The sequence below is a fragment of the Chloroflexota bacterium genome (assembly GCA_015478725.1).
GTDB lineage: Bacteria > Chloroflexota > Limnocylindria > Limnocylindrales > CSP1-4 > C-114.
On sequence record JADMIG010000001.1, the window covers coordinates 222,936 to 245,114 of the forward strand.

The 22,179-nt window shown below is 71.3% G+C and carries 18 protein-coding genes; 12 read left to right on the top strand and 6 right to left on the bottom strand.

Annotated elements, in window-relative coordinates:
- The 4 genes from IVW53_01010 to IVW53_01025 are packed head-to-tail and all read left to right on the top strand — an operon-like array spanning position 1 to position 3,600.
- Positions 1–441 carry an FHA domain-containing protein gene (locus tag IVW53_01010; protein MBF6604149.1) on the top strand — a complete coding sequence of 147 codons (441 nt, stop codon included), beginning with the start codon at positions 1–3 and terminating at the stop codon, positions 439–441.
- Positions 438–1,904: an FtsW/RodA/SpoVE family cell cycle protein gene (locus IVW53_01015; protein ID MBF6604150.1), complete on the top strand. Its 1,467-nt coding sequence runs from the start codon at positions 438–440 to the stop codon at positions 1,902–1,904. Before IVW53_01010 ends, IVW53_01015 begins: the two co-directional genes overlap by 4 nt.
- Positions 1,901–3,403 carry a penicillin-binding protein 2 gene (locus IVW53_01020; protein ID MBF6604151.1) on the top strand — a complete coding sequence of 501 codons (1,503 nt, stop codon included), beginning with the start codon at positions 1,901–1,903 and terminating at the stop codon, positions 3,401–3,403. The genes IVW53_01015 and IVW53_01020 overlap by 4 nt, the downstream gene beginning before the upstream one ends.
- Entirely contained in the window at positions 3,400–3,600 is a 201-nt protein-coding gene (locus IVW53_01025; GenBank protein ID MBF6604152.1) for a hypothetical protein, read from the top strand. Before IVW53_01020 ends, IVW53_01025 begins: the two co-directional genes overlap by 4 nt.
- A gap of 23 nt (positions 3,601–3,623) precedes the next feature.
- Here IVW53_01025 and IVW53_01030 read toward each other — a convergent pair whose 3' ends face one another.
- The gene (locus tag IVW53_01030; protein MBF6604153.1) at positions 3,624–5,654 is read right to left on the bottom strand and encodes a glycogen debranching enzyme family protein; all 2,031 of its coding nucleotides are present in this window, start codon (positions 5,652–5,654) and stop codon (positions 3,624–3,626) included.
- Between the two features lie 10 nt (positions 5,655–5,664).
- Entirely contained in the window at positions 5,665–8,475 is a 2,811-nt protein-coding gene (locus IVW53_01035) for a glucosidase (GenBank protein MBF6604154.1), read from the bottom strand.
- A gap of 189 nt (positions 8,476–8,664) precedes the next feature.
- Here IVW53_01035 and IVW53_01040 point away from each other — a divergent pair, with 189 nt between their 5' ends.
- Genes IVW53_01040 through pgi form a run of 4 tightly spaced genes read left to right on the top strand, consistent with a single transcriptional unit; the run spans position 8,665 to position 14,988 of the window.
- The gene (locus tag IVW53_01040; GenBank protein ID MBF6604155.1) at positions 8,665–9,657 is read left to right on the top strand and encodes a MoxR family ATPase; all 993 of its coding nucleotides are present in this window, start codon (positions 8,665–8,667) and stop codon (positions 9,655–9,657) included.
- A 10-nt stretch (positions 9,658–9,667) separates the two neighbouring features.
- Positions 9,668–10,900, top strand: a complete 1,233-nt coding sequence (locus IVW53_01045; GenBank protein MBF6604156.1) for a DUF58 domain-containing protein — start codon at positions 9,668–9,670, stop codon at positions 10,898–10,900.
- Positions 10,897–13,287: a transglutaminase domain-containing protein gene (locus tag IVW53_01050; protein MBF6604157.1), complete on the top strand. Its 2,391-nt coding sequence runs from the start codon at positions 10,897–10,899 to the stop codon at positions 13,285–13,287. Before IVW53_01045 ends, IVW53_01050 begins: the two co-directional genes overlap by 4 nt.
- Positions 13,288–13,344: 57 nt before the next feature.
- Positions 13,345–14,988, top strand: coding sequence for a glucose-6-phosphate isomerase (pgi, locus tag IVW53_01055; GenBank protein MBF6604158.1), 1,644 nt, complete (start codon positions 13,345–13,347; stop codon positions 14,986–14,988).
- Positions 14,989–14,993: 5 nt separating this feature from the next.
- On the opposite strand, the gene IVW53_01060 is transcribed toward pgi, so the two are convergent.
- The 3 genes from IVW53_01060 to IVW53_01070 are packed head-to-tail and all read right to left on the bottom strand — an operon-like array spanning position 14,994 to position 18,606.
- Positions 14,994–15,824, bottom strand: coding sequence for a histidine phosphatase family protein (locus IVW53_01060; GenBank protein ID MBF6604159.1), 831 nt, complete (start codon positions 15,822–15,824; stop codon positions 14,994–14,996).
- Positions 15,821–17,422 carry a phosphoglycerate dehydrogenase gene (locus tag IVW53_01065; GenBank protein ID MBF6604160.1) on the bottom strand — a complete coding sequence of 534 codons (1,602 nt, stop codon included), beginning with the start codon at positions 17,420–17,422 and terminating at the stop codon, positions 15,821–15,823. Before IVW53_01065 ends, IVW53_01060 begins: the two co-directional genes overlap by 4 nt.
- Entirely contained in the window at positions 17,419–18,606 is a 1,188-nt protein-coding gene (locus IVW53_01070) for an alanine--glyoxylate aminotransferase family protein (protein ID MBF6604161.1), read from the bottom strand. The genes IVW53_01065 and IVW53_01070 overlap by 4 nt, the downstream gene beginning before the upstream one ends.
- A gap of 92 nt (positions 18,607–18,698) precedes the next feature.
- On the opposite strand from IVW53_01070, the gene IVW53_01075 reads away from it, so the two are divergent.
- The 3 genes from IVW53_01075 (at position 18,699) to IVW53_01085 (ending at position 21,070) form a co-directional block, all read left to right on the top strand.
- A complete protein-coding gene (locus tag IVW53_01075; GenBank protein MBF6604162.1) occupies positions 18,699–18,950 on the top strand; it encodes a hypothetical protein in 252 nt (83 codons plus the stop codon).
- A gap of 9 nt (positions 18,951–18,959) precedes the next feature.
- On the top strand, positions 18,960–19,373 hold the full coding sequence (locus IVW53_01080) for a PIN domain-containing protein (GenBank protein MBF6604163.1): 414 nt from the start codon (positions 18,960–18,962) through the stop codon (positions 19,371–19,373).
- 83 nt (positions 19,374–19,456) lie between these two features.
- Positions 19,457–21,070, top strand: a complete 1,614-nt coding sequence (locus IVW53_01085) for an arylsulfotransferase family protein (GenBank protein MBF6604164.1) — start codon at positions 19,457–19,459, stop codon at positions 21,068–21,070.
- 3 nt (positions 21,071–21,073) lie between these two features.
- Here the strand turns inward: IVW53_01085 and IVW53_01090 are convergent, their stop codons facing one another.
- Positions 21,074–21,724, bottom strand: coding sequence for a TetR/AcrR family transcriptional regulator (locus tag IVW53_01090; protein MBF6604165.1), 651 nt, complete (start codon positions 21,722–21,724; stop codon positions 21,074–21,076).
- Between the two features lie 74 nt (positions 21,725–21,798).
- On the opposite strand from IVW53_01090, the gene IVW53_01095 reads away from it, so the two are divergent.
- Entirely contained in the window at positions 21,799–22,089 is a 291-nt protein-coding gene (locus IVW53_01095) for a hypothetical protein (GenBank protein ID MBF6604166.1), read from the top strand.
- Positions 22,090–22,179 lie beyond the last annotated feature (90 nt).

Here is a 22,179-nt window from a genome sequence, read left to right on the forward strand (position 1 = left end):
ATGGACCCCACGCTCGCCGCGCTGTGGATCCTCCGCCTCCTCTTCCTCGGTCTCATCTACCTCTTCCTGTTCGGCGTGGTCCGGGTCCTCATCCGCGACCTGCGAGCCGCGAGTCGAGAGCGGGTCACGGAACTCGGCCGGCTCGTCGTGACGACGTCGCCGGCCGGCGACCCGGCGACGGGCTCCGTGTTCACCTTGGACGCGCTCACGACGATCGGCCGGGACGTGAACAATGCGGTGGTCCTCGGCGACCCATTCGCCTCTGCGGAACATTGTGTCCTCACGTACCGCGGTCGGGGCTGGTACGTCGAGGACCTGGCGAGCACGAACGGGACGTACGTGAACGGTGAGCTCGTGGAGGGGACCTCGCCGCTCGGCTTCGGCGACGAGCTCCAGGTGGGCGAGATCCGCCTTCGACTCGAGCGAGGGCGACGCCGATGATCGGCTCGCGGAGCGTGGGTCGGCGGTCCCTGCTGTCGCGGATCCGGCCTCGCTCGAGGCGCCGGGAGTCGGCCCTCCTCGGGGTGGTCGCGGTGAGCCTCGTCGTGGGGAGCGTGTCGCTCGGGGCGACCGAGCGGATCGCCGGCGGTCATCCGATCGCCTTCGTGGCTGCCGACCCGCGTGCGCTCGCCGTCTACCTCGGCCTCCTGGCGGCCGTCCACCTCGCCCAGATCCTCGCCGGCCGGCGGACGGACCAGATCCTGCTGCCGGCCGTCGGACTCCTCGGCGGCATCGGCCTCCTCCTCATGGAGCGATTGCCGCAGGGCCTCGTCAGCCAGACCTTCTTCGGCGTGACCCTCGGCCTGGGCCAGGTCCAGCTCGTGTGGCTGACGCTCGCCCTCCTCGTCATCGGCACGCTCGCCGTCGTGGTCCGGTCCGACGCCTGGCTGCGCCTGTACAAGTACACATGGGCCGCCGCGGGCATCGTCCTCCTCGCCCTCACGGCCGCCTTCGGGGTGGACGTCAACGGCGAACGACTCGCCCTTCGGATCGGCCCATTGAGCGGTCAGCCGTCGGAGCTGCTCAAGGTGATCCTCGTCGTGTTCCTCGCCGGGTACCTCTCCGAGAACCGGCCGCTCCTCGTCGAGCGAGACACCCGGTTCGGACCGCTCCGGTTCCCACCGCTGCCGTATCTCGCGCCGATGCTCGCGATGCTCGCGATTGCCGTCGGGATCGTGGTCATCGAGCGGGACCTCGGTGCGGCCCTCCTGTTCTTCACGGTCTTCCTCGTCCTCCTCTACATCGCGACCGGCCGGCTGAGCGCCGTGGCGGTCGGCCTCCCGCTCTTCCTTGCCGGCGCAGCCGTCCTGTACCGGCTCATTCCGACGGTCCAGACGCGGGTCGACATCTGGCTCGATCCCTTCGCCGATCCGACCGGTGCCGGCTACCAGATCGTCCAGGCGCTCCACGCGTTCGCGCGCGGCGGGATCGTGGGGACCGGTCTGGGGGCCGGGCTGCCGGCCGTCGGCGGCCAGCTCCCCATACCCGCCGTCGAGACGGACTTTCCGCTCGCCGCCCTCGGCGAGGAGCTCGGACTCGCCGGAGTCCTCGCCATCCTCGGCGTCTACTTCGTCGTCATCGAACGGGGACTGCGGATCGCCGCGGCTGCGGCCGACGAGTTCCGGGCGATCCTCGCCGCCGGCCTCTCGCTCGTCATCGGCGTCCAGGCATTCATCATCGCGGCCGGGAATCTCAAGCTCATCCCGCTCACCGGGATCACCCTGCCATTCATCAGCTATGGGGGCTCGTCGCTGCTCGCGAACGCCATCGTCATCGGCCTCCTTCTCGCGATCTCCGACCGCGGCGTCGAACTGCCCCCACCACCGGGGGCGACCCGCCCGTCGCGGCTCGGACGACTGCACCGGACGATCGGCCGCGGGGCGGCAGCGGGGAGGGTCCGGTGAGCGCACCCGGCGGGGCGCCCCGTCCGGTCGACCGGAACATCGGTCGGGTGGGTCTCGCGCTCGCCGTCGCATTCGCCGCCCTGGCCGCCGGGGCCGGCTACTGGGGTGTCGTCCGCTCCGCGGACCTCTCGACGGCCGCCGACGACGCCGGCGTCATCGCCGCCGCCCGGGCCACGCCGCGCGGGCTGATCCTGGACCGTCACGGGACCGTCCTCGCCTCGAACCGCAAGGATGCGAACGGCGTCCCCTATCGGGTGTATCGCGACCGCTCGATGAGTCCGGTCATCGGGTACGACTCGCGGTTCTACGGCCTGACGGGCCTCGAGCGGACCTACGACGGAGAGCTGTCCGGACTTCGCCGGCCGGATCCGCTCGCCGACGCCCTCGCGAAGTTCGGGTCGCGGCGCTACGACCCGCAGAATCTCAGCCTCTCGATCTCGCTCCCGCTCCAGCAGGCGGCGCTCCGCGGACTCGGCTCGGACCGTGGCGCGGTGGTCATGCTCGATCCGAGGACCGGCGACGTCCTCGCCCTCGCGTCGTCGCCGACGTTCGACGCGTCGGCGATCTCGAATCCGGCGACCGCGCGCACGGCGTGGGCATCCATCGGCGCCGATCCGGCCCAGCCGCTGCTTCCCCGAGCGACGCTCGGGACGTACGTCCCGGGATCGATCCTCAAGATCGTCACGATGATGGCCGGCGTCTCGTCCGGCGCGCTCAGCACCGCCACGACGTTCCCGCAACAACCCGCTGCGGAACGGACCGGTCTCCTCGTCGACGGGTATCGGGTCCGGGATGGCCACCATCTGTTCACCGGCTCACAGGTACTCGACCTGTACAGCGCGACCGAGGTCTCGTGCAACATCTACTTCGCCCTGGCGGGGCTCAGGACGGGCGGGGCGGCGTTCGACGCGACCGCGCGGCGACTCGGCTTCTACGCGCCCATCCCGTTCGACCTTCCGACCGCGACGAGTCAGCTGACGAACGGCGGCGGGCCCCTTCCGGGTGGGTTCAAGGACGACGTCGAGCTCGCGAACGCGGCCTACGGGCAGGCCGAGACGCTCGTCACGCCGCTGCAGATGGCGCTCGTCGCGGCGACCGTGGCGAACGGCGGGGTGCTCATGAAGCCACGCCTCGTGACGGCGTTCACGGGGTCGACCGGCACCCGGACGGTCGCTCCCGAGTCGCTCGGGACGGTCATCGATCCGGCGGCCGACGCGGTCGTCCGGCAGGCGATGGAACTGGCCGTCGAGAGCCCCTGGGGCCGGATCTTCACCGCCGGAGCTGCCGTGCCCGGGATTCCGACGGCCGGCAAGACCGGCACGGCGCAGCTCGGCGGCACCGGCGAGCCGCACAGCTGGTTCATCGGCTTCGCGCCGGCGGACGCGCCGCGGATCGCGATCGCGGTCCTCGTCGAGAACGGCGGCGCGGGCGGCGATCGCGCGGCGCCCCTCGCCGGCCAGCTCCTCGCCCGCTACTTCGCGACGGAGGCGACCCAGTGAGCGGACCTGCGCCGCCGGAGCGTCGTCCGTGGATCGAACGGATCGGCCTGGCCGCCATCGCTCTCGTGTTCGCCGGACTCTTCGGGACGGTCGCCGTGGGGTCCTGGTCGGGAGGGGATGCGTTCCTCGCGGCGATGGGCGCGATCGGGTGCCTCATGACGGTGTGGGTCGGGATCGTCACCCTCGTCCGAGGCTGAGCGGCGTCAGGCGCGCCCTGGCACTACTCGCCGCCGAGGAGGCGCCAGACGCGGAGGACCTCCGCCACCGACCAGGCCTGGGCCGGACAGCCGCGGGGTCGATGCGGTGGATCGCCGTCGAACAGCTCGGAGATCGAGCCGAGGCCCGCGTCCGAGAGGTGCGCCTCGAACGGCCGGAGTATGGACAGCGCCGCCGTTCGATCGCCGCTGACGCGGTCGACCGCCTCGGCGTAGGCGCCGCTGAGCCAGGGCCAGGCGGGACCCTGGTGATACGCACGGTCGCGGGCGCCGGGGTCGCCCTCGTATCGGCCGTGGTAGGCGGGATCCGTCGGGGCCAGCGTCCGGACGCCGTACGACGTGAGGAGCGACCGGCCCACCGCCTCGAGCGTCACGCGCGCCGGGCCGTGATCGAGGAGCGGGAAGGGGAGTGACAGGGCGAGGATCTGATTCGGACGGAGCGCGAGATCGTCGCCGTCGGGACCGTCGACGACGTCCGCGAGGTGACCGAGCTCCGGGCGCCAGAAGCGCTGGCGAAAGCTCTTCGCGACCTGCTCGGCGAGCGTCATGCAGGACGTCCCGGGCCCGCTTTCGCCGCGAGCGAGGAGCCACGGCCCGACGGTGCACAGCGCGTTGTACCAGAGGGCGTTGATCTCGACCGGCTTGCCGATCCGCGGCGTCACCACGCGATCGCCGTCTCGCGCGTCCATCCACGTCAGCTGGAGCCCCGGCTCGCCCGCCTGCAGGAGACCGTCCTGGGCGTCGACGCCGATGCCGTGTCGGGTTCCCGAGATATGGGCGTCGATGATGCCCCGGACGACCGCGAGGAGCTCGTCGACGAGGGCGTCGTCTCCGGTCGCCTCCACATGCGAACGGAGCGCCTGGATGTACCAGAGGGCGGCGTCGACGGTGTTGTACTCGGGCGTGGCGGCCGCCGACGACGGGAAGTCGTTGGGCAGGAGTCCGTCGACGATCCACTGGCCGAAGGCGCGGAGGATCGTGGCGCCCACCTCAGGGCGGCCGGTCGCGAGGGTGAGGCCGGGCAGGGCGATCATCGTGTCGCGGCCCCAGTCGTTGAACCACGGGTAGCCGGCGATGACCGACCGACCCGGCTCGGGCTCGCCGGAGGGACCGGGCGGCACCACGCGGGCCACGACGAACTGGTCGGCCGCGAGGACGAGCTGGCGGACGAATGGCGAGGCCCGCTCCGTCCCGGCGAGGTGGACGAGCTCGGCGCTCCGGGCGCGCGCCGCCGCGAGGGCCGCCTCACCGTCCAGCTCGGGCGCCTCGTCGGTCGAGAGGACGAGCGTCCACGAGCCACCGGGCTCGAGCCGCGTGCGATGGGCGCCGGCGAGGAACAGGTCGGCGAGGTCGTCGAGGCCCCGCGCGGTCTCCTCGCGATGGCGGAAGTCCCACCACCAGCCGCCGGTCGGATCGACGTCGCCCGGGTCGGCGAGGATGCGGAGCGGCGTGCCGGCTGCTCCCCAGCGGACGAGCAGCCCGTGAGGGACGGCGGCGATCGAGGGTCCGGGGTCGTCGGGCGCCGCCCGGAGGAGGGCGTGGAAGTCGCGGTCGGTCACGAGGCAGCCGACCGAGAGGTCGATCGGCCGGGCGCCCCGCGCGTGGCGGTACCGGATGTACGTCGTGTTCGAGCCGTGCGCCATCCACACGCGCCGTTCGAAGAGTGCGTCCTCGATGGCGTAGGTCCAGACCGGGATCGTCCCATCGAGGGCGAACGACTCCGCGTGGACGTGGCCCCCACCGCCGATCGTGCCGTCGCCGAACTCGTGGCTGTGGAGGTCGACGACGGTCCCACCCACTGTTACCCGTTCGACGAGGCCCGCGACGAGCACCCGCCGGCCGACCGGAGGCTGGGTGGCGGCGACGAGCCAGCCGTGGTACCGGCGCGTCGCGATCCCGGCAAGGGTGCCGGACGCCGAGCCACCGAGACCGTTCGTGACGAGCCATTCGCGGCGCAGCCCGTCGTCGAGCTCGGCCGCGATCGCTCGTCCGAAGGCGACGAGCGGTGGCGGAGTCGGGGTCGGGGCGGCTTTCATCGGGAGGCCGTCAGCGGCCTGTCGCGCTGCCGGACGCCCGGTCCGTCATGTCGTCCGACGTCGTCATCGAGCGCGTGCTCGTCTGCTCGAGGAGCTTCGCGACGAGGGAGGTCCAGCCGGTCTGGTGGCTCGCTCCGAGACCGGCCCCGGTGTCGCCGTTGAAGTACTCGAAGAAGAGGGGCAGGTCACCGAACGCCGGGTCCGTGGCGAGGTGCTCGTTCGCTCCGAGGGCGGGCCGCCGACCGTCGGGGCCCGGCAGGAACAGGCCCTCGAGTCGACGGGAGAGATCGTCGGCGACCTCGACGAGCGAACGCAGCCTCCCCGACCCGGTCGGATGCTCGACGGTGAACTCGGGACCGTAGTAGTGATGGAACCGCTGGAGCGCCTCGATGATGAGGTAGTTGATGGGGAACCAGATCGGGCCGCGCCAGTTCGAATTGCCGCCGAACGTGCCGGTCCTCGATTCAGCGGGCTCGTAATCGACGGTGCTCACCGTCCCGCCGAGGTCGAGGCGGAACGGATGGTCGCGGTGATAGCGGCTCAGGGACCGGACGCCGTGGTCCGAGAGGAACTCGTCCGGGTCGAGCATCCGGGCGAGGAGCCGCTTGAGGCGGTGGCCGTGGACGAGGGCGAGGAGGCGGCGCCGGCCGATGCCCGGCTCCTCCCAGCTCGCGACGAGGCTCGCGAGCTCCGGTCGGTTGGCGAGGAACCAGCGCATCCGTCGCCGGAATCCGGGCAGCCGGTCAAGGATGTCGGCGTCGAGTGTCTCCACCGCGAGCATCGGCATGAGCCCGACGAGCGACCGGATGCGGAGCGGGATGACCGGCCCGCTGTCGAGGTGGAGGACGTCGTAGAAGAACTCGTCCGAGTCGTCCCACAGGGGGATGCGCTCGCCGTCGGGAAGGCCGACGCCGTTGAGCGCACCGGCGATGTAGAGGAAATGCTCGAAGAACTTCGTCGCGATGTCCTCGTACACCGGATCCTCGCGGGCGAGCTCGAGGGCGATGGCGAGCATGGACAGTGAGTACATCCCCATCCACGCGGTGCCGTCCGCCTGGCCGAGGTGGCCGGGGACCGGCAGTGGCGCGCTCCGGTCGAAGACGCCGACGTTGTCGAGGCCGAGGAAGCCGCCCTGGAAGACGTTGTTGCCGTCCACGTCCTTGCGGTTCACCCACCACGTGAAGTTGAGCAGGAGCTTGTGGAAGATCCGCTCCAGGAAGTCCCGGTCGCGGCGGCCGGAGACTCGGGCGTCGATCTGGTACACCCGCCGGGCTGCCCACGCGTGGACCGGCGGATTGACATCCGAGAACGCCCACTCGTACGCCGGGAGCTGGCCGTTCGGGTGCATGTACCACTCGCGGGTGAGGTGAAGGAGCTGCTCCTTCGCCGCTTCCGGGTCGATCTGGGCGAGTGGGATGGCGTGGAAGGCGAGATCCCAGGCGGCGAACCAGGGGTACTCCCAGGTGTCGGGCATCGAGAGGACGTCGGCGGTGTTGAGCTCCCGCCAGTCGCGGTTCCGGCCGCGTCGCCGCTCCGGCGGCGGAGCCGGCTGTCCCGGGTCGCCGTCGAGCCAGCGGCCGACATCGTAGTGGTACCACTGCTTCGACCAGAGGAGGCCGGCGAAGGCCTGGCGCTGCACCTGCCGCTCGTCGGCCGTCATGGCCGACCCGCCGAGCGGGGCGTAGAACGCGTCCGCCTCACGCCGCCGGAGGTCGAGGAGCCGGTCGATCCCGGCGAATGGGTCCGCCTCCGCATCGTCCGGCTCGGACCCCGCGCCGGCCGGGCCCGACTCGCCGATGGCTGGCGTCCCGGCCGATCGATCCATCCGCAGGCGGAGTCGGACGCGGGCGGATCCGCCGGCCGGCAGCTCGAGCCGGTGGTGGACGGCGGCCTTCGAGCCGATGCCGTCCGGGCTCACCCGGTCGAGCCGATCGAGGACGACCGCCTCGCCGATCCCGTCCTTGACGTACGGGTCGGGATTCGGTGCGCCGAACAGTCGCTCGGCATTCGTCTCGTTCTCCGTGAAGAGCAGGGCCGGCTCGCCGTCCGCGTCGAGCCGGAACCGGCCGAGCGCCGGGTGCTCGCCGACGATCCGCCGTCCGCCGCCGACGGTGCCGCCGTCGCGGAGGCGCGGTCGCGTGTGATGCGACCCCCACGACCAGGTGTTGCGGAACCACAGTGTCGGGAGGAGGTGGAGCGTGGCCGGCTCGGGTCCGCGGTTCGTGGCGACGATCGCGATCACGATGTCCTCGGGGCCGGCCTTCGCATATTCGACCTCGAGGTCGAACCAGCGACCGTCGTCGAAGATCCCCGTGTCAAGCACCTCGTACTCGGGGTCGGCCTTCGTCCGCCGTCCGTTCTCCGCGACGAGGTCGTCGTACGGGAACGCCCGCTGCGGATACGCGTAGCGGGCCCGCAGAAAGCTGCTCGTCGGCGTCGCGTCGAGGTACCAGTACAGCTCCTTGACATCCTCGCCGTGGTTCCCCTCGGGGCCGCTGAGACCGAACAGGCGCTCCTTGAGGATCGAGTCGACGCCGTTCCATACGGCGAGGGCGAAGCACAGCCGCTGCCGGTCGTCGCAGATTCCGAAGATCCCGTCCTCGCCCCAGCGGTACGCCCGCGAGCGGGCGTGATCGTGGGGAAGGTACGTCCAGGCGGAACCATCCGCCGAGTAGTCCTCGCGCACGGTGCCCCACTGGCGTTCGGACAGATATGGGCCCCAGCGGCGCCACGGCGTGGCCGGGTCCGCCGCCGCGGCGAGGCGGTCGCGTTCCGCCGACCGAACGTCGGACCGATCGTCGTCTCGTCGCCCGGTCGCCATCGCTGCGTACGGTACGCCGACCGGGGCCGATGGGCGTCGGCGGCCTCCGCTGGCTGGCGGGTCGGCGTCACGCCCGCGAACCATCCGCCGTCCCCGGTCGTACTATCCCCTGACACGCGGCGGGAGACCGCCCATCCGACAAGCGTGGCTCCGATCCGGATCGGGGGACGCGCCACCGCGAGGAGCCCGATGTCGAGCATCCAGGAGTCCGGCGAGAAGGTCGTCGCCAACGTCGAGCGGGTCATTGTCGGCAAGCACCACGAGGTCCGCCTCGCCCTCGTCGCGCTGCTCTGCCGCGGTCACCTGCTCATCGAGGACGTTCCCGGGACCGGCAAGACGATGCTCGCAAAGGCGATCGCCCGGAGTCTCGGCTGCACGTTCCGGCGTATCCAGTTCACGCCCGACCTCCTCCCGTCGGACGTGACCGGTCTCTCGATCTACAACCAGAAGACCCAGGAATTCGAGTTCCGGCCGGGACCGATCATGGCCCAGGTGGTCCTCGCGGACGAGATCAACCGGGCGACGCCGAAGACCCAGTCGAGCCTCCTCGAATGCATGGAGGAGCGCCAGGCGACGATCGACGGGACGACGTACCAGATGCCCGATCCGTTCCTCGTCATCGCGACCCAGAACCCGATCGAATATGAGGGCACCTTCGCCCTCCCCGAAGCCCAGCTCGACCGGTTCCTGCTCCGCATCCGGATGGGCTATCCGCAGCCGATCGAGGAGATCGTCATCCTCGACGAGCAGAAGCGGTCCCATCCGCTCGAGGAGCTCGCGGTCGTGTGCGAGGCCGACGAGCTGCGGGACCTGCAGACGGCGGTGCGCGAGATCTACGTCGACTCGTCCCTGAGCGAATACATCGTCCGCCTCGTCAACGGGACGCGGACGCATCCCGACGTCTATCTCGGCGCGTCGCCGCGCGGCTCACTCGCCCTCTACCGGGCCGGCCAGGCGCTCGCCGCGCTGCTCGGCCGGGACTATGTGATCCCGGACGACGTGAAGAGCCTCGCCGAACCCGCCCTCGCCCACCGCCTCATCATCAGGACGAGCTCGTCGATCCACGACATCCAGCCCGGTCACGTCATCCGGGAGCTGCTCGACTCGACGCCGGTGGAGGGGATCCGGCCGCAGGGTCGCGGCGGCGGCCCCCGCGACGTGTCCGCGGCGGCGGGCGCGTGATCGGTCGGCCGTGATCCGCCGGCTCCAGGCGGTCGTGGCGGCCGTCCTCCTCGTCGTCGCCGCCTTCGCGACCGGGCTGCCGTTCCTCTTCTTCGTCCTCTACCTCGGGCTCATCGTGGTCGGCGGGAGCTACATCCTCACCCGGCTCGGCCTCGCCGATCTCGAGGCGGGCTACGCCGTGAACCAGCTGAGCGGCCGGGTCGGCGACACGCTCCGCCTCACGTACACCCTGCGCAACGTGGGCCGGCTCCCGAAGCCGTGGCTGGAGGTCCACAACCCCACTGACCTGACCGGCGGGCTCACCGGTCGGGCTCTCGCCCTCGGGGCACGGGCGGAGCGCTCGTGGGTCGCGAAGACCCAGCTGACGCGACGCGGCCACTTCCGGATCGAGCCGCTCCAGATCCGGACCGGCGACCCGTTCGGCCTGTTCGAGGCGTCCGCGGTCGTGGGTGCCGGGCTTACCCTCATCGTCTACCCGCGGATCGAGCGACTGCCGCTGTGGCGACTCCCGGCGGCGAACATCGAGGGGAGCCACGCCGCGCCCGAGCGAACACTCCAGACGACGCCGCTCGCGACGACGGTCCGGCCGTATGCACCGGGCGACTCGATGAACCGCATCCACTGGCGCTCGACCGCCCGCCATGGCGAGATCCAGGTCAAGGAGTTCGACCTCGAGCAGACCTCCGACGCGTGGATCTTCCTCGACCTCGACCGCCGGGTCCAGGCGGGAGCGGGGGACGACTCGACGGTGGAGGTCGGCGTCCGCGCGGCCGCCTCGATCGCCGACCGGGCCCTGCTCGAGAATCGAGCGGTCGGATTGACCGTCGCCGGTCATCGGACCACCGTCCTGCCGGCGGATCGTGGCGGCCGGCAGCACCTCAAGATCATGCAGCTCCTCGCCGCCGTGGAGGCCGACGGAACGACCCCGCTCGCGGAGACGCTCGTCATCGGTCTCGCCCGACTGCGGCGCGGGATGACGGCGGTCATCGTCACGGCCTCGCGGGATCGGACGTGGGTCCGGGCTCTCGGTGCTCTGCGGACGCGTGGCGTCGCCTGCGTGGTCGTCGCGCTCGACGGACCGAGCTTCGAGGTGGCACCGGGCGCGGTCGGCGACGCCGGACCGACATCGGAGGGGGTCGCGGCGCAGGAGCGTCGAGCCCTCCGCCATGCGCTCGCGGAGTACGAGATCCCGACCCACGCCGTCCTTCGCGGTCGGACCCTCGCGGAGGCCCTCTCCGGATGAGCGGACCGATCGAGCGCAGAACCGCCGCCCGTCGACCGCCGCTCGGACCGGCGGAGGGGTGGACGACGATCGCCCTCCTCGTCGCGCTCGTCCTGCCCGTCGCCTGGTCGATCGCGGATGCCCGCTGGGTCCTCGGTCGCGGCGAGCTCACCTCGTTCCTTCCGCTCGCGGCCGTCGGCGGAGTGGGGTGGGGCATCCTCGGCGCGAAGGTCGGCTGGGGCCGCTGGACGACGCACCTCCTCGGCGCCGTCGTCGCCGCCCTCGTGCTGCCGATCGTCATCGGTCCGCTCATCGACCCGACGTCGAGCGGGCTCGCCGCGTCGTACGTGGCGACGGCCTCCTCCGCGATCGAGGCGATCCTCGACCTCACCGTCCGCGACCGGACGGTGACCCAGGAATACGGCCACTTCCTCCTCGTCCTCGGGATCCTCGTCTGGGGAACCTCCCAGTTCGCGGGCTACGCGGCGCTCGGCCATCGCCGCCCGCTCGGGGCGATCTTCGTCAGCGGACTCGTGCTCCTCGCGAACATTGCCCTCACGAAGGATCTCGCCGGGCACCAGCTGTGGTTCCTTGTCATGTTCAGCGCGGCCGCACTCCTCCTCCTCGTCCGGCTCCACGCGGAAGAGGCGCGGGCCGCCTGGCTCCGGCGGCGAATCGGGGATCCGCGGCAGGTCTCGAGCCTCTACCTCCGGGGTGGCAGCATCTTCGTCGGCGTCGCGATCGCCGGCTCGTTGGTTCTCACGACGACGGCCGCATCGGCACCGCTCGGGACCGCCTTCTCCGGGCTCGACGATCGGCTCGTGGAGGTGGGTCAGGCGTTCCAGCGGTACCTCCCGTTCGGCGGTCCGGGGACCCGTCTCTCGGGCGTCTCCTTCGGACCCACGGCGAGCATCACCGGGCTGTGGGTGACCGACACGGCGCCGGCCCTCCAGATCACCGTCCCTGCCGGGGACACGACGCCGTACTACTGGCGGGCATACGCGTACGACCGGTTCGTCGAGAACGGCTGGTCGATCTCGTCGAACACCCGGCAGGCCCGGGCGCCCGGATCGCCGATCCTCGGGGGGACCGGCGATGCCGTCGCTGTGCCGACGCTCCGCCACGAGCTGCGCTTCACCGTCACGAACGTTGCCTTCGCCGGGACGCAGATCTTCTCGCCCGACGCACCCGCCACCGTGAACGTGCCGACCGAGCTCACGGTCATCGGCGCGGACCGCTACTTCGCCGGGCTCGACGCGACCTCCGGCTGGAGCTCCTACACGGCGACGGCGCTCGTGCCGACCACCGCCACCGGAGGCTTCACGGCGAACCGGCTCCGGGCGGCCTCGACGGACTATCCGGCGGACATCGCGTCGACCTATCTCGACGTGCCGGCCGGCACGATCGGCTCGTATGGCCAGCAGCTGCTCGCCCAGATCCGCTCCGTCGCGCTCCGGATGAACGGCCATGCGCGAGGCGGCGACCCCTCGACCTGGGCGCTCGATCCGTACGACCTCGCGGCAGCCGCGGTCGCCGTCCTGCGGTCGAGCGAGTTCAGCTACTCGACGGACGTCACCGATCTCGCGACACCATGCAGCCAGCTCAGTACCGTCGAGTGCTTCGCTGAATACCGCCGCGGCTATTGCCAGTACTACGCGACGACGATGGCGATCCTCCTCCGTGCGGCGGGCGTCCCGACCCGCTTCGTGCAGGGCTGGCTGCCGGGCACACGGGATCCGTCCAGCGGGGTCGAGACGATCCTCCGCAGCAACTCGCACGCCTGGGTGGAGGTCTACTTCCCGGGCTACGGCTGGTTTCCGTTCGATCCGACGGGCAACGGCGACACGCAACCGGTGGCGCTCCCGGCCGGCCCGGTCGTGCCCACCGCGCCGCCGGCGACGCCGGGTCCGGCAGCGAGCGACGGAGCGCGCGGCCCGGATCGGACACCGAACCGCGGCGGGGCCGCCGGATCGTCGTCCGGCACGACGCCCGCAGCTCCATCGAGCGCCCCGTTCGTCGTCCTCGCCATGATCCTCCTTGTGGCCGTGGGCGGCCTCGCCTTCGCCGCCTACCGGCGCGGCCCGCGAGGCCCCACCCAGCCCGAATCCGCCTGGGCCGGGGTCGTGCGGCTGGCCGGGCGGTTCGGCTGGGCGCCACGGCCCACCGAGACGCCCTTCGAGTACGCGACCGCCCTCGGCGAGGCGCTCCCGGTCGCGCGGCCGGATCTCCAGCTCGTCGCCCGCGCCAAGGTGGAGGTCGCGTACGGACGGCGGACCCTCGATCCGGGGCGGCTCGCGGGCGTCCGGGCATCCGAGCGCCGGCTCCGGGTCGTGCTGCTCCGCCTCGTCCTCAGGCGCCGCGAACGGCGCGACCGGGGCGGGACCCGGGGTGCTCCGCCGACTCGCTGAGCGAGACCTCGTCCATACTTCGAACGACGCCGGCGACGACCGGAGCATGGGAGACGGATGGATCGGATTGAGACGACAGCAGAGTGGGCGGCCCTGAAGGGACACGCCGCGATCATGCGCGACGTCCATCTGCGCGAACTGTTCGCCGCCGATCCCGGGCGCGGCGAACGCCTCACGGCAGAGGCGGCGGGCCTGTTCGTCGACTACTCGAAGCACCGCCTCACGGACGAGACGCTCCGCCTTCTCCTTGCTCTCCCGGAACGCGCCGGTCTCCGTGCCCGGGTGGAGGCGATGTTCCGTGGCGAGCGGATCAACACGACCGAGGACCGGCCGGTCCTCCATGTCGCCCTCCGGGCGCCGGCCGGGACGTCAATCGTCGTCGACGGCCACGATGTGGTGCCCGACGTCCAGGCGGTCCTGACGAGGATGGCGACCTTCGCCGAGCGGGTCCGCTCCGGCGCCTGGACCGGGCACACCGACCGGCGGATCCGGGCCGTCGTCAACATCGGCATCGGTGGCTCGGATCTCGGCCCGGCGATGGCCCACGATGCGCTCCTGGCGTACGGCGATCGGGGGCTCACGGTCCGCTTCGTCTCGAACGTCGACGGGACGGACTTCTTCGAGGCGACCCGCGATCTCGAGCCGGCCGAGACGCTCTTCGTCGTCTGCAGCAAGACGTTCACCACGCTCGAGACCCTCACGAACGCCCGCGCCGCCCGGGACTGGGTGCTCGCCGGCCTCGGCGGCGATGACGCGGCCGTGGCCCGCCATTTCGTCGCCGTATCGACGAACGCCGCGAAGGTCGCCGAGTTCGGCGTCGACCCGACGAACATGTTTGAGTTCTGGGACTGGGTCGGCGGTCGGTACAGCTACGACTCGGCGATCGGCCTGTCGCTCATGATCGCCATCGGCCCGCAGCGCTTCCGCGAGATGCTCGCCGGCTTCCACGCCATGGACGAGCATTTCCGGACGGCGCCGTTCGAGCGGAATCTGCCGGTCCTCCTCGGCCTCATCGGCCTCTGGTACAACGACTTCTTCGGTGCGGAGACGCAGGCGATCCTCCCCTACAGCCAGTACCTCGGACGGTTCCCGGCCTACCTCCAGCAGCTCGACATGGAGAGCGACGGCAAGTCCGTCGACGTCGAGGGCCGGGCGGTCGGCGTCCAGACCGGACCGATCGTGTGGGGCACGCCGGGAACGAACGGTCAGCATGCGTACTACCAGCTCATCCATCAGGGGACCCGGCTCATTCCGGCGGACTTCATCGGCTTCGTCCACGCGGCCGAGGAGGTCGGCGGCGCGACGGGGGGTCAGCAGGACCTGCTCATGGCCAACTTCTTCGCCCAGACGGAGGCGCTCGCATTCGGCCGGACGCGCGAGCAGGTCGAGGCGGAGGGCGTCCCCGAGGCGCAGGTGCCGCATCGCACGTTCGCCGGGAACCACCCGACGACGACGATCCTCGCCGACCGGCTCGACCCGCGAACGCTCGGAGCGCTCGTCGCCCTCTACGAGCACAAGGTCTTCACCCAGGGGACGATCTGGGGCATCGATTCGTTCGACCAGTGGGGCGTCGAGCTCGGCAAGTCGCTTGCCCTGCGGATCTCGCCCGAACTGACGTCAGCCGCCGCGCCGGCTCTCGCTCACGACACGTCGACGAACGCCCTCGTGCGACGCTACCGCCATGCCCGCGGCCGGGCGTAGGACGGTCAGAGGCGGCCGTTCGGCTCGCTGATCGGCTCGTTGGCCTGGCGCTCCGGCGCAGCCGCGGCGAGGTGGTCGGTGAGGTTGTGGGCTCGCAGGACGCCACGCCCGGCGCGGAGCTCGATCACGGTGAAGCCGCAGAGGGCGAACGGGAACGTCCAGAAGCGGTCGAGCGGCAGGTCGAGGAGCTCGAGCAGGATCACCTTGAAGATCCCGTCGTGGCCGACGAGGAGTGTCCACGGCCCATCGACGCCGGGAGCAGTGGCGTAGCCGGGGACGGGCGACGGCAAACCTGGCCGCGGATCGGCCGGCGCCACCGCTGACAGGCCATCGACCACGTCGACGAGCAGGGCCCGAACCCGGTCGACGGAGTCTGCCACGCGCTCGCCGCCCGGGGCGTTCGCCTCGAGCGGCGAGCGACGCCAGGCGTCGAGGAGGTCACCGTCGTTCGCCTCGATCTCGCTCCGCAGCCGCCCTTCCCATCTCCCCTGGCCGAGCTCGATGAGACGGCCGTCGGCGCGTCGCGGCCTGGTCGCGCCGGTCGCCCGACCGATCGCCTCGCCGACGAGCTCCGCGGTGCGGGCGGCGCGGACGAGCGGCGAGTGGACCACCTCGATCGGCGGCTGGGCCGGCACCGGGAGCGAGGACGGCCGGGGGATGGTCGCGAGCCGCTCTGCGGCGAGACGCGCCTGCTCCTCGCCGCGGGTCGAGAGTGGCGAATCCTGCCGACCCTGGAAGCGACCCTCCGTGATGTGGACGGACTCGCCGTGGCGGAGCAGGACGATGGTCGCGTCGAGACCGTCCGGGATGTCGAGCCGGCGGCCGTCCTCCGTCACCGGTCCGTGCCGAGACGGATAGACCACAGGTCGAGGACGCCGTCGCTCGCCCGGATGGAGGTGGCGACCGTGACCGGGATCTCATCGTCGAGGGCGAGGATCATGAGCGCGTCCTCGCGCGGGCCCGATCGGGCGAGATGCATCGAGCTGATATTGACGTCCGCGTCGCCGAGGATCAGGCCGATGCGCCCCACCGTCCCGGGACGGTCGCGATGGCGGGTCACGAGCATGGATGGCGCCGGCGCCATGTCGAGCCGGTAGCCGTTGAGTCGGCTGAATCGCGCCTCGCCGCCGGCCACCGTCCCGCCGACGGCGATCGGGCCGTCGCCACCCTCCCCGGAGACGGTGAGCTCGGCCGCGAAGGCCCCGGCGTCCGGTGTCTTTCGTTCGACGACGGTGATCCCGCGTGCCTTCGCAAGAGCGCCGGCGTTGACGAGATTGACCCGCTCGGTCGTGGTCGTCTCGAGGAGGCCGCGGAGGAGGGCGGCCGTGAGCGGCGAGGCGTCGTGCGTGGCGAGCTCGCCGGCGACGTCCAGGGTGAGGGTCTTCACGCCGATCCGGGCGAACTGGGCGAAGAACCGGCCGAGCACCTCGGCGAGCGGCAGGTAGGGCGCGATCGCCTGGGCCGTCTCCGGCGTGAGGAGCGGTGCGTTGACGGCGTACCGCGCGGACCGTCCGTCGAGGACGTCCACGATCTGAGCCGCGACCTCCTCGGCGACACGGACCTGGGCCTCCGCGGTCGAGGCGCCGAGGTGCGGCGTGAGGAGCGTGTTCGGCGCGTCGAGGAGCGGGGAGCGCGGGTTCGGCTCGAACGGCGGCTCGTGCTCGAAGACATCGATAGCGGCCCCGGCGAGCCGGCCGGCGCTGAGGGCCACGGCGACGGCCGCCTCGTCGACGACGCCGCCGCGGGCGACGTTGAGGAGGAGGGCCGTGGGCTTCATGAGGGCCAGTTCGCGCGCGCCGATGAGGTTCCGCGTGGTCCGCGTGAGCGGGACGTGGACGGTGACCGCGTCGGCTCGGCGGAGGAGCTCCTCGAGGGCGACGAGCTCGATGCCGCGGAGGGCGGCCTGCTCCGGGCTCACGTACGGGTCCTGACCGATGACCGTCATCTCCATCGCCCGGGCCCGATCGGCGATCGCATGGCCGATCTTTCCCAGCCCGACGATGCCGAGCGTCCTGCCGCGGAGCTCGACGCCGGTCAGCCGCCCCCGGGCCGCCTTCCATTCGCCCCGTCGCACGGCCGCGTCGCCGTCGGCGATGCGTCGGGCGAGGCCGTACAGGAGGGCGAGCGTGTGTTCGGCTGCCGCGATCGTGTTCCCCGTCGGCGCATTGACCACGACGATCCCGGCTCGAGTCGCCGCGTCGAGGTCGACGTTGTCGACGCCGACACCCGCTCGCCCGATCACGACGAGTCGATCGCCGGCACCGATGAGCGCCGCATCCACCTGGACCTGGCTTCGGACGACGAGGGCGTCGTAGTCGCCGACGATCGCGCTCAGCTCGTCCCGACTCAGGCCGAGCCGCTCGTCGACGTCATGGTGTGCGCGAAGGAGGGCGAGACCCTCCGCCGCCAGCGACTCGGCGACGAGGACCTTCACGCCGCGCCGATCCCCGCAGCCGTCCCGACGCCGATGCTCGCCAGGCCGGCTCGCTGCGCCGCCGCGAGTCCGGTCCCCGGAACGACGTCACGACCGAGGCTGACCAGCGCCTCCTCGATGACGCCGAGGCAGCCGAGGATCTCGTCGAGCGTCACGGTCCCGAGGTGTCCGATCCGGAAGACCTTGCCGCTGAGCGGTCCCTGACCGCCGGCGACGACGAGCTTCCGCCGCTTGAGCTCCCCGTTGAAGGTCTTCCAGTCGAGATCGGCAGGGAGGTGGGCGCACGTGACGGTCTGCGAGGCGTGGCGCTGGTCCGCGTACAGCTCGAAACCGAGCGCCTCCAGACCCGCCCGCGTCGCGGCCGCGCAGGCCGCGTGTCGGGCGAAGATGGCGGTCCTGCCCTCGGCCGCCATGAGGCCCATCGCGACGTCCAGCTGGAACATGACGCCGACGGCGGGCGTCCACGGCGTCTGGCCCGCGGCCTGGCTCTCGCGATGCCTCGCGAGATCGAGATAGAAGCGCGGCATGCGGGCGGTGGTGCCGGCCGCCCACGCCCGTGCCGACAGGCTCGCGAAGGCCATCCCGGGAGCGGCCATCCAGCTCTTCTGAGACCCCGACACGACGACGTCGAGTCCCCATTCATCCTGCTCGAACGGGACGGCCCCCACGCCGGAGACGCCGTCGACGAGGATGAGCGCATCCGGAGCGACGTCGCGGACGGCCGCCGCGAGTTCGGGGATCGGGTTCATGACGCCGGTGGAGGTCTCGTTGTGGGTGAGCAGGACGGCCTTCCACGGTCCGCCGGCGGCGAGTGCGGCTCGAACCGCGGCCGGTTCCGCCGCCTGACCCCACGGCACGTCGAGCTTCGTCACGGCCGCGCCGTACGTGGCGGCGATCTTCGCGAAGCGGTCCCCGAACGAGCCGATGCTCACCCCGAGCACGTGGTCGCCGGGCGACAGGGTGTTCACGATCGCCGCCTCGAGGCCGCCGGAGCCTGCGCAGCTGAGGATGGCGATGTCGTTTCGGGTGCCGAAGAACTCGCGGAGCCCGCTCGTGAGCCGCTCGAGCATGGCGGCGAACTCCGGGCCACGGTGGTTGATCATCTGGCGGGCGCCTGCCTCGCGCACGGCGGACGGCAGCGCCGTCGGACCGGGGATGCGGAGATTCGTCTCGAAACGGTTCACGGCAGCGACTCCCTGTGGTCCGGACGGCTCGATGAGGGTCGATCGTAGCGGTCTCGACACCGGACCCGCCACCAGCGAATATATGACGGCATATGCCGACCAGACGAACGACGATCCTCGCCGACGCGGACCTCCTCGAACGGATCGAGCGGGAGGCCCACCGTTCCCGAACGACGAAGACGGCCATCGTCATGGCCGCCCTCGAGGCCTGGCTCGACGAGCACGAGGCGCGACCCGAGCTCGGGTTCCTCGCCATCGGACGGAGTACGCACGGTCGCCTTTCGCTCGATGGCCGTTCCATCGTCCGCCGTGAGGTCGGCCGGTCGCGCCGGCAGGACCGGTAAGACCTGCCGATGGCCGTGATCCTCGACGGTTCGATCGTCGTCGCGGCGGCGGACACGGCGGATCTCAACCACGAGGCCGCGATCGGCTGGTTCGAGCGGGTCGATGAACCGCTGCTCGTGACGGCCTTCACGCTCACCGAGCTCGATCACCTGCTGCAGCGGGAGCTCGGCGTCGCCGCGACGCTCGCGGTCATCGACGCGGTCGTGGGCGGAGCCATCCGGCTCGTCCCGACCACCGCGGCCGATCTCGCCCGGGCGGCGGTCCTCCTCGCCGCGGCGGCTGAACACCGGCCGCGACTGACGGAGGCCGTCCTCGTCGCGACCGCAGAACGACTCGGCATCCGGCGGATCGGGACGTTCGATCGTCGGCCGATCGCCGTCTTCCGACCGCGCCACGTGCGGGCGTTCGACCTCGAGCCATAGACAGCGCGAGCCGGCCCGGACGGTACCCGCCAGGCGGTGGAATCTCAGGACGGGCTCAGGCGCGCTGGGGCAGAATACGGCCGATGAGCGACGACACCTCCCGGGCGGCCCCTCCGACGGACCGCCCCGGCTGGACGAGGCGGCGATTCCTCAAGGCGGGCGTGATCGCGACCGCCGGTATCGTCGGCGTTGGTGCGATCGTCGCCAGCCTGGGCAGCGACGGCGCGTCGACAGCGCCGGGTCCGGGATCGTCCGCCCTGCCGAGCGGCCAGACGGGCGCGCAGAACGCGGCCGCATCGGCGTCCGCAGCGGCGGCCGTGGCACGGCGCAGGCGGTACCGGTCGCGGCCCGATCTCAGCGCCGCGCCGATCGTCATCGGGACGCCAGCGTCCGGCGTCGCGAGCGGGGTCATCCTCATCAGCCCGAACAACGGCCTGCCTCCGGACGGTCTTCTGATCATGGACGATCTGGGCCGTCCGATCTGGATCCACCCGACCGGGCCCGGGAACCACGCCGTGAACCTCGCCGTGAGCCGGTACCTCGGGCAGCCGGTGCTGACGTGGTGGGAGGGCACGCTCAACGGCGGCAACGGGAGCGGCGAGTTCGTCGTCGCGGACAGCTCGTACCGGGAGCTGCTCCGTGTCGGTGCCGGAGGCGGCCACCGCGCCGACCTCCATGAGTTCCTCATCACGCCGGAGGGGACGACCCTCGCCTTCTGGGGCGGCCCGAACGCGCTCGACGTCACCCCAGGCGCGACGCCCGCGCCGTGGCAGCTGTGGGACGACGTCATCCAGGAGACGGACATCGCGTCGGGCAAGGTCCTCTTCGAGTGGCACACGCGGGACCACATCGCGGTAGAGGAATCGCGTCTCGACGAACCGACGACTGCGAACGCGGCCTACGACGCGGTCCACCTCAACTCGATCGACATCGACACGGACGGCAAGCTCCTCGTGTCCGCCAGGAACACCTCCACGGTCTACAAGATCGACCGCACGACGGGCGAGATCCTCTGGCGTCTCGGCGGCAGGAAGAGCGACTTCACATTCGGCGACGGCGCCACGTTCTCCTGGCAGCACGATGCCCGCCGTCAGGCCGACGGGAGCCTGACGATCTTCGACGACGGCACGGCGCCCGGGCACGGCAGGGCGATCGTCCTCGCCGTCGACGAGGCGGCCCGCAGCGCATCGCTCATCCGGGCGTTCGACCACCCCCACGGACTCGTCGTCCAGAGCCAGGGAAGCGTCCGCGTCCAGCCGAATGGCGACTACTTCGTCGGCTGGGGCAGCACGCCGTACCTCTCGGAGTTCGGTCGCGACGGGACGCTCCGCTTCGACGCCTCGTTCCCCGACTCGATCCAGTCGTATCGCAGCATCCGGTCGCCGTGGGTGGGCCGGCCGTCCGAGCCGCCCGCCATGGTCGTCGAGGCCGGGGCGGACGGAAGTCCGACCGCCTATGTGTCATGGAACGGCGCAACGGACGTCGCCCGCTGGGAGCTCCTGGGCGGCGACGATCGGGCCTCGCTCACCTCGATCGGATCCGCAGAGCGGGTGGACTTCGAGACGTCGATCCCGCTGACCGGTGGCAGGCGGTTCGTCCTCGCCCGGGCGCTCGACGCGACGGGCCGCGTCCTCGGGTCGTCCGCGCTCACCCCGACCGTTCGGAACCCGGCCGCGCCGAGTCCATCGGCGAGCTGATATTCACGGCACGAGGAGCAGGCGCTCGAGGGTCTCGCCGTACCATCGCTTGAAGCGTGAGCTGGTCCAGCCACGATCGACGACGAGCAGACGGTAGGTCTCCGGGCTGCCGACGGCATAGAGGATGTCGGCGGCCGTCTCGAGATCCAGGCCGGCCCGCAGGGCAGCCCCGCCGATCACGATCCGCAGCAGCTCCCGCTGGCCGACGAAACGCTGGGATTTCGCGCGATCCGACAGGGTCATGATCTCGGGATCGGCCGCTGCGGCGCCGCGGACCACCTCGTCGATGGCGGCCCGTCGCTCGAGGATCATCCGGCCGTTGTTGGCCAGGACCTGGAGACGGCGCCGGATATCGGGTTCCCCGCGCATCTCCCGCACCCAGGGCTGCTCGAGGATCGGCAGTGCGTCGTCGCTGCCGGCGATCGAGACGTCGACGAGCTCCGCCAGGAGCGAGCGCTTCGTTCCGAAGATCCCATACACGGTCTCGGTCGACACCCGCGCGCTCTGAGCGATCGCATCGATCGTGGTGGCGACATAGCCGCCGGCGATGAAGAGAGTCCGGGCCGCATCGAGTACAGCACGACGGGTAACCCGCGCCTGCTCCCGGCGACGTGGCGAGTCGTAGGCACGATGCACCTTGACAGGTTCTCCCATATCGATATAGTAGCACTGTATTGGATACAGTGACACAGTAGTCACGCGTCGTCTGGCGTCAAAGGGGTCCACAGATGTCCGTTGTGCAACTCGAGCATCCCATCCGCGACTTCGAGTCCTGGAAGGACGCGTTCGACCGCGATCCCGTCCGACGTGAGGAATCCGGGGTGCGCCGGTACCGGATCTTCCGACCCGTCGACGATCCCGAATACGTCGCGGTCGACCTCGAGTTCGAAGACCGGACGACGGCGGAGGCGTTCAAGCTCGCCCTTGAGGAGTTGTGGCGATCGCCGCACGCGACGTCGGTCCTGGGTGGAGCCCCACGAGTTCGCGTCGTCGAAGTCGTCGAGAGCAAGGCGTACTGAGCCCGACTCGCCACCAGCCATCGCCCGGCGGTCGATCGCGGCCACCCAACGGCTAAGCTGTCGCGATGGCCTCTCGAATCCCCGGCACCC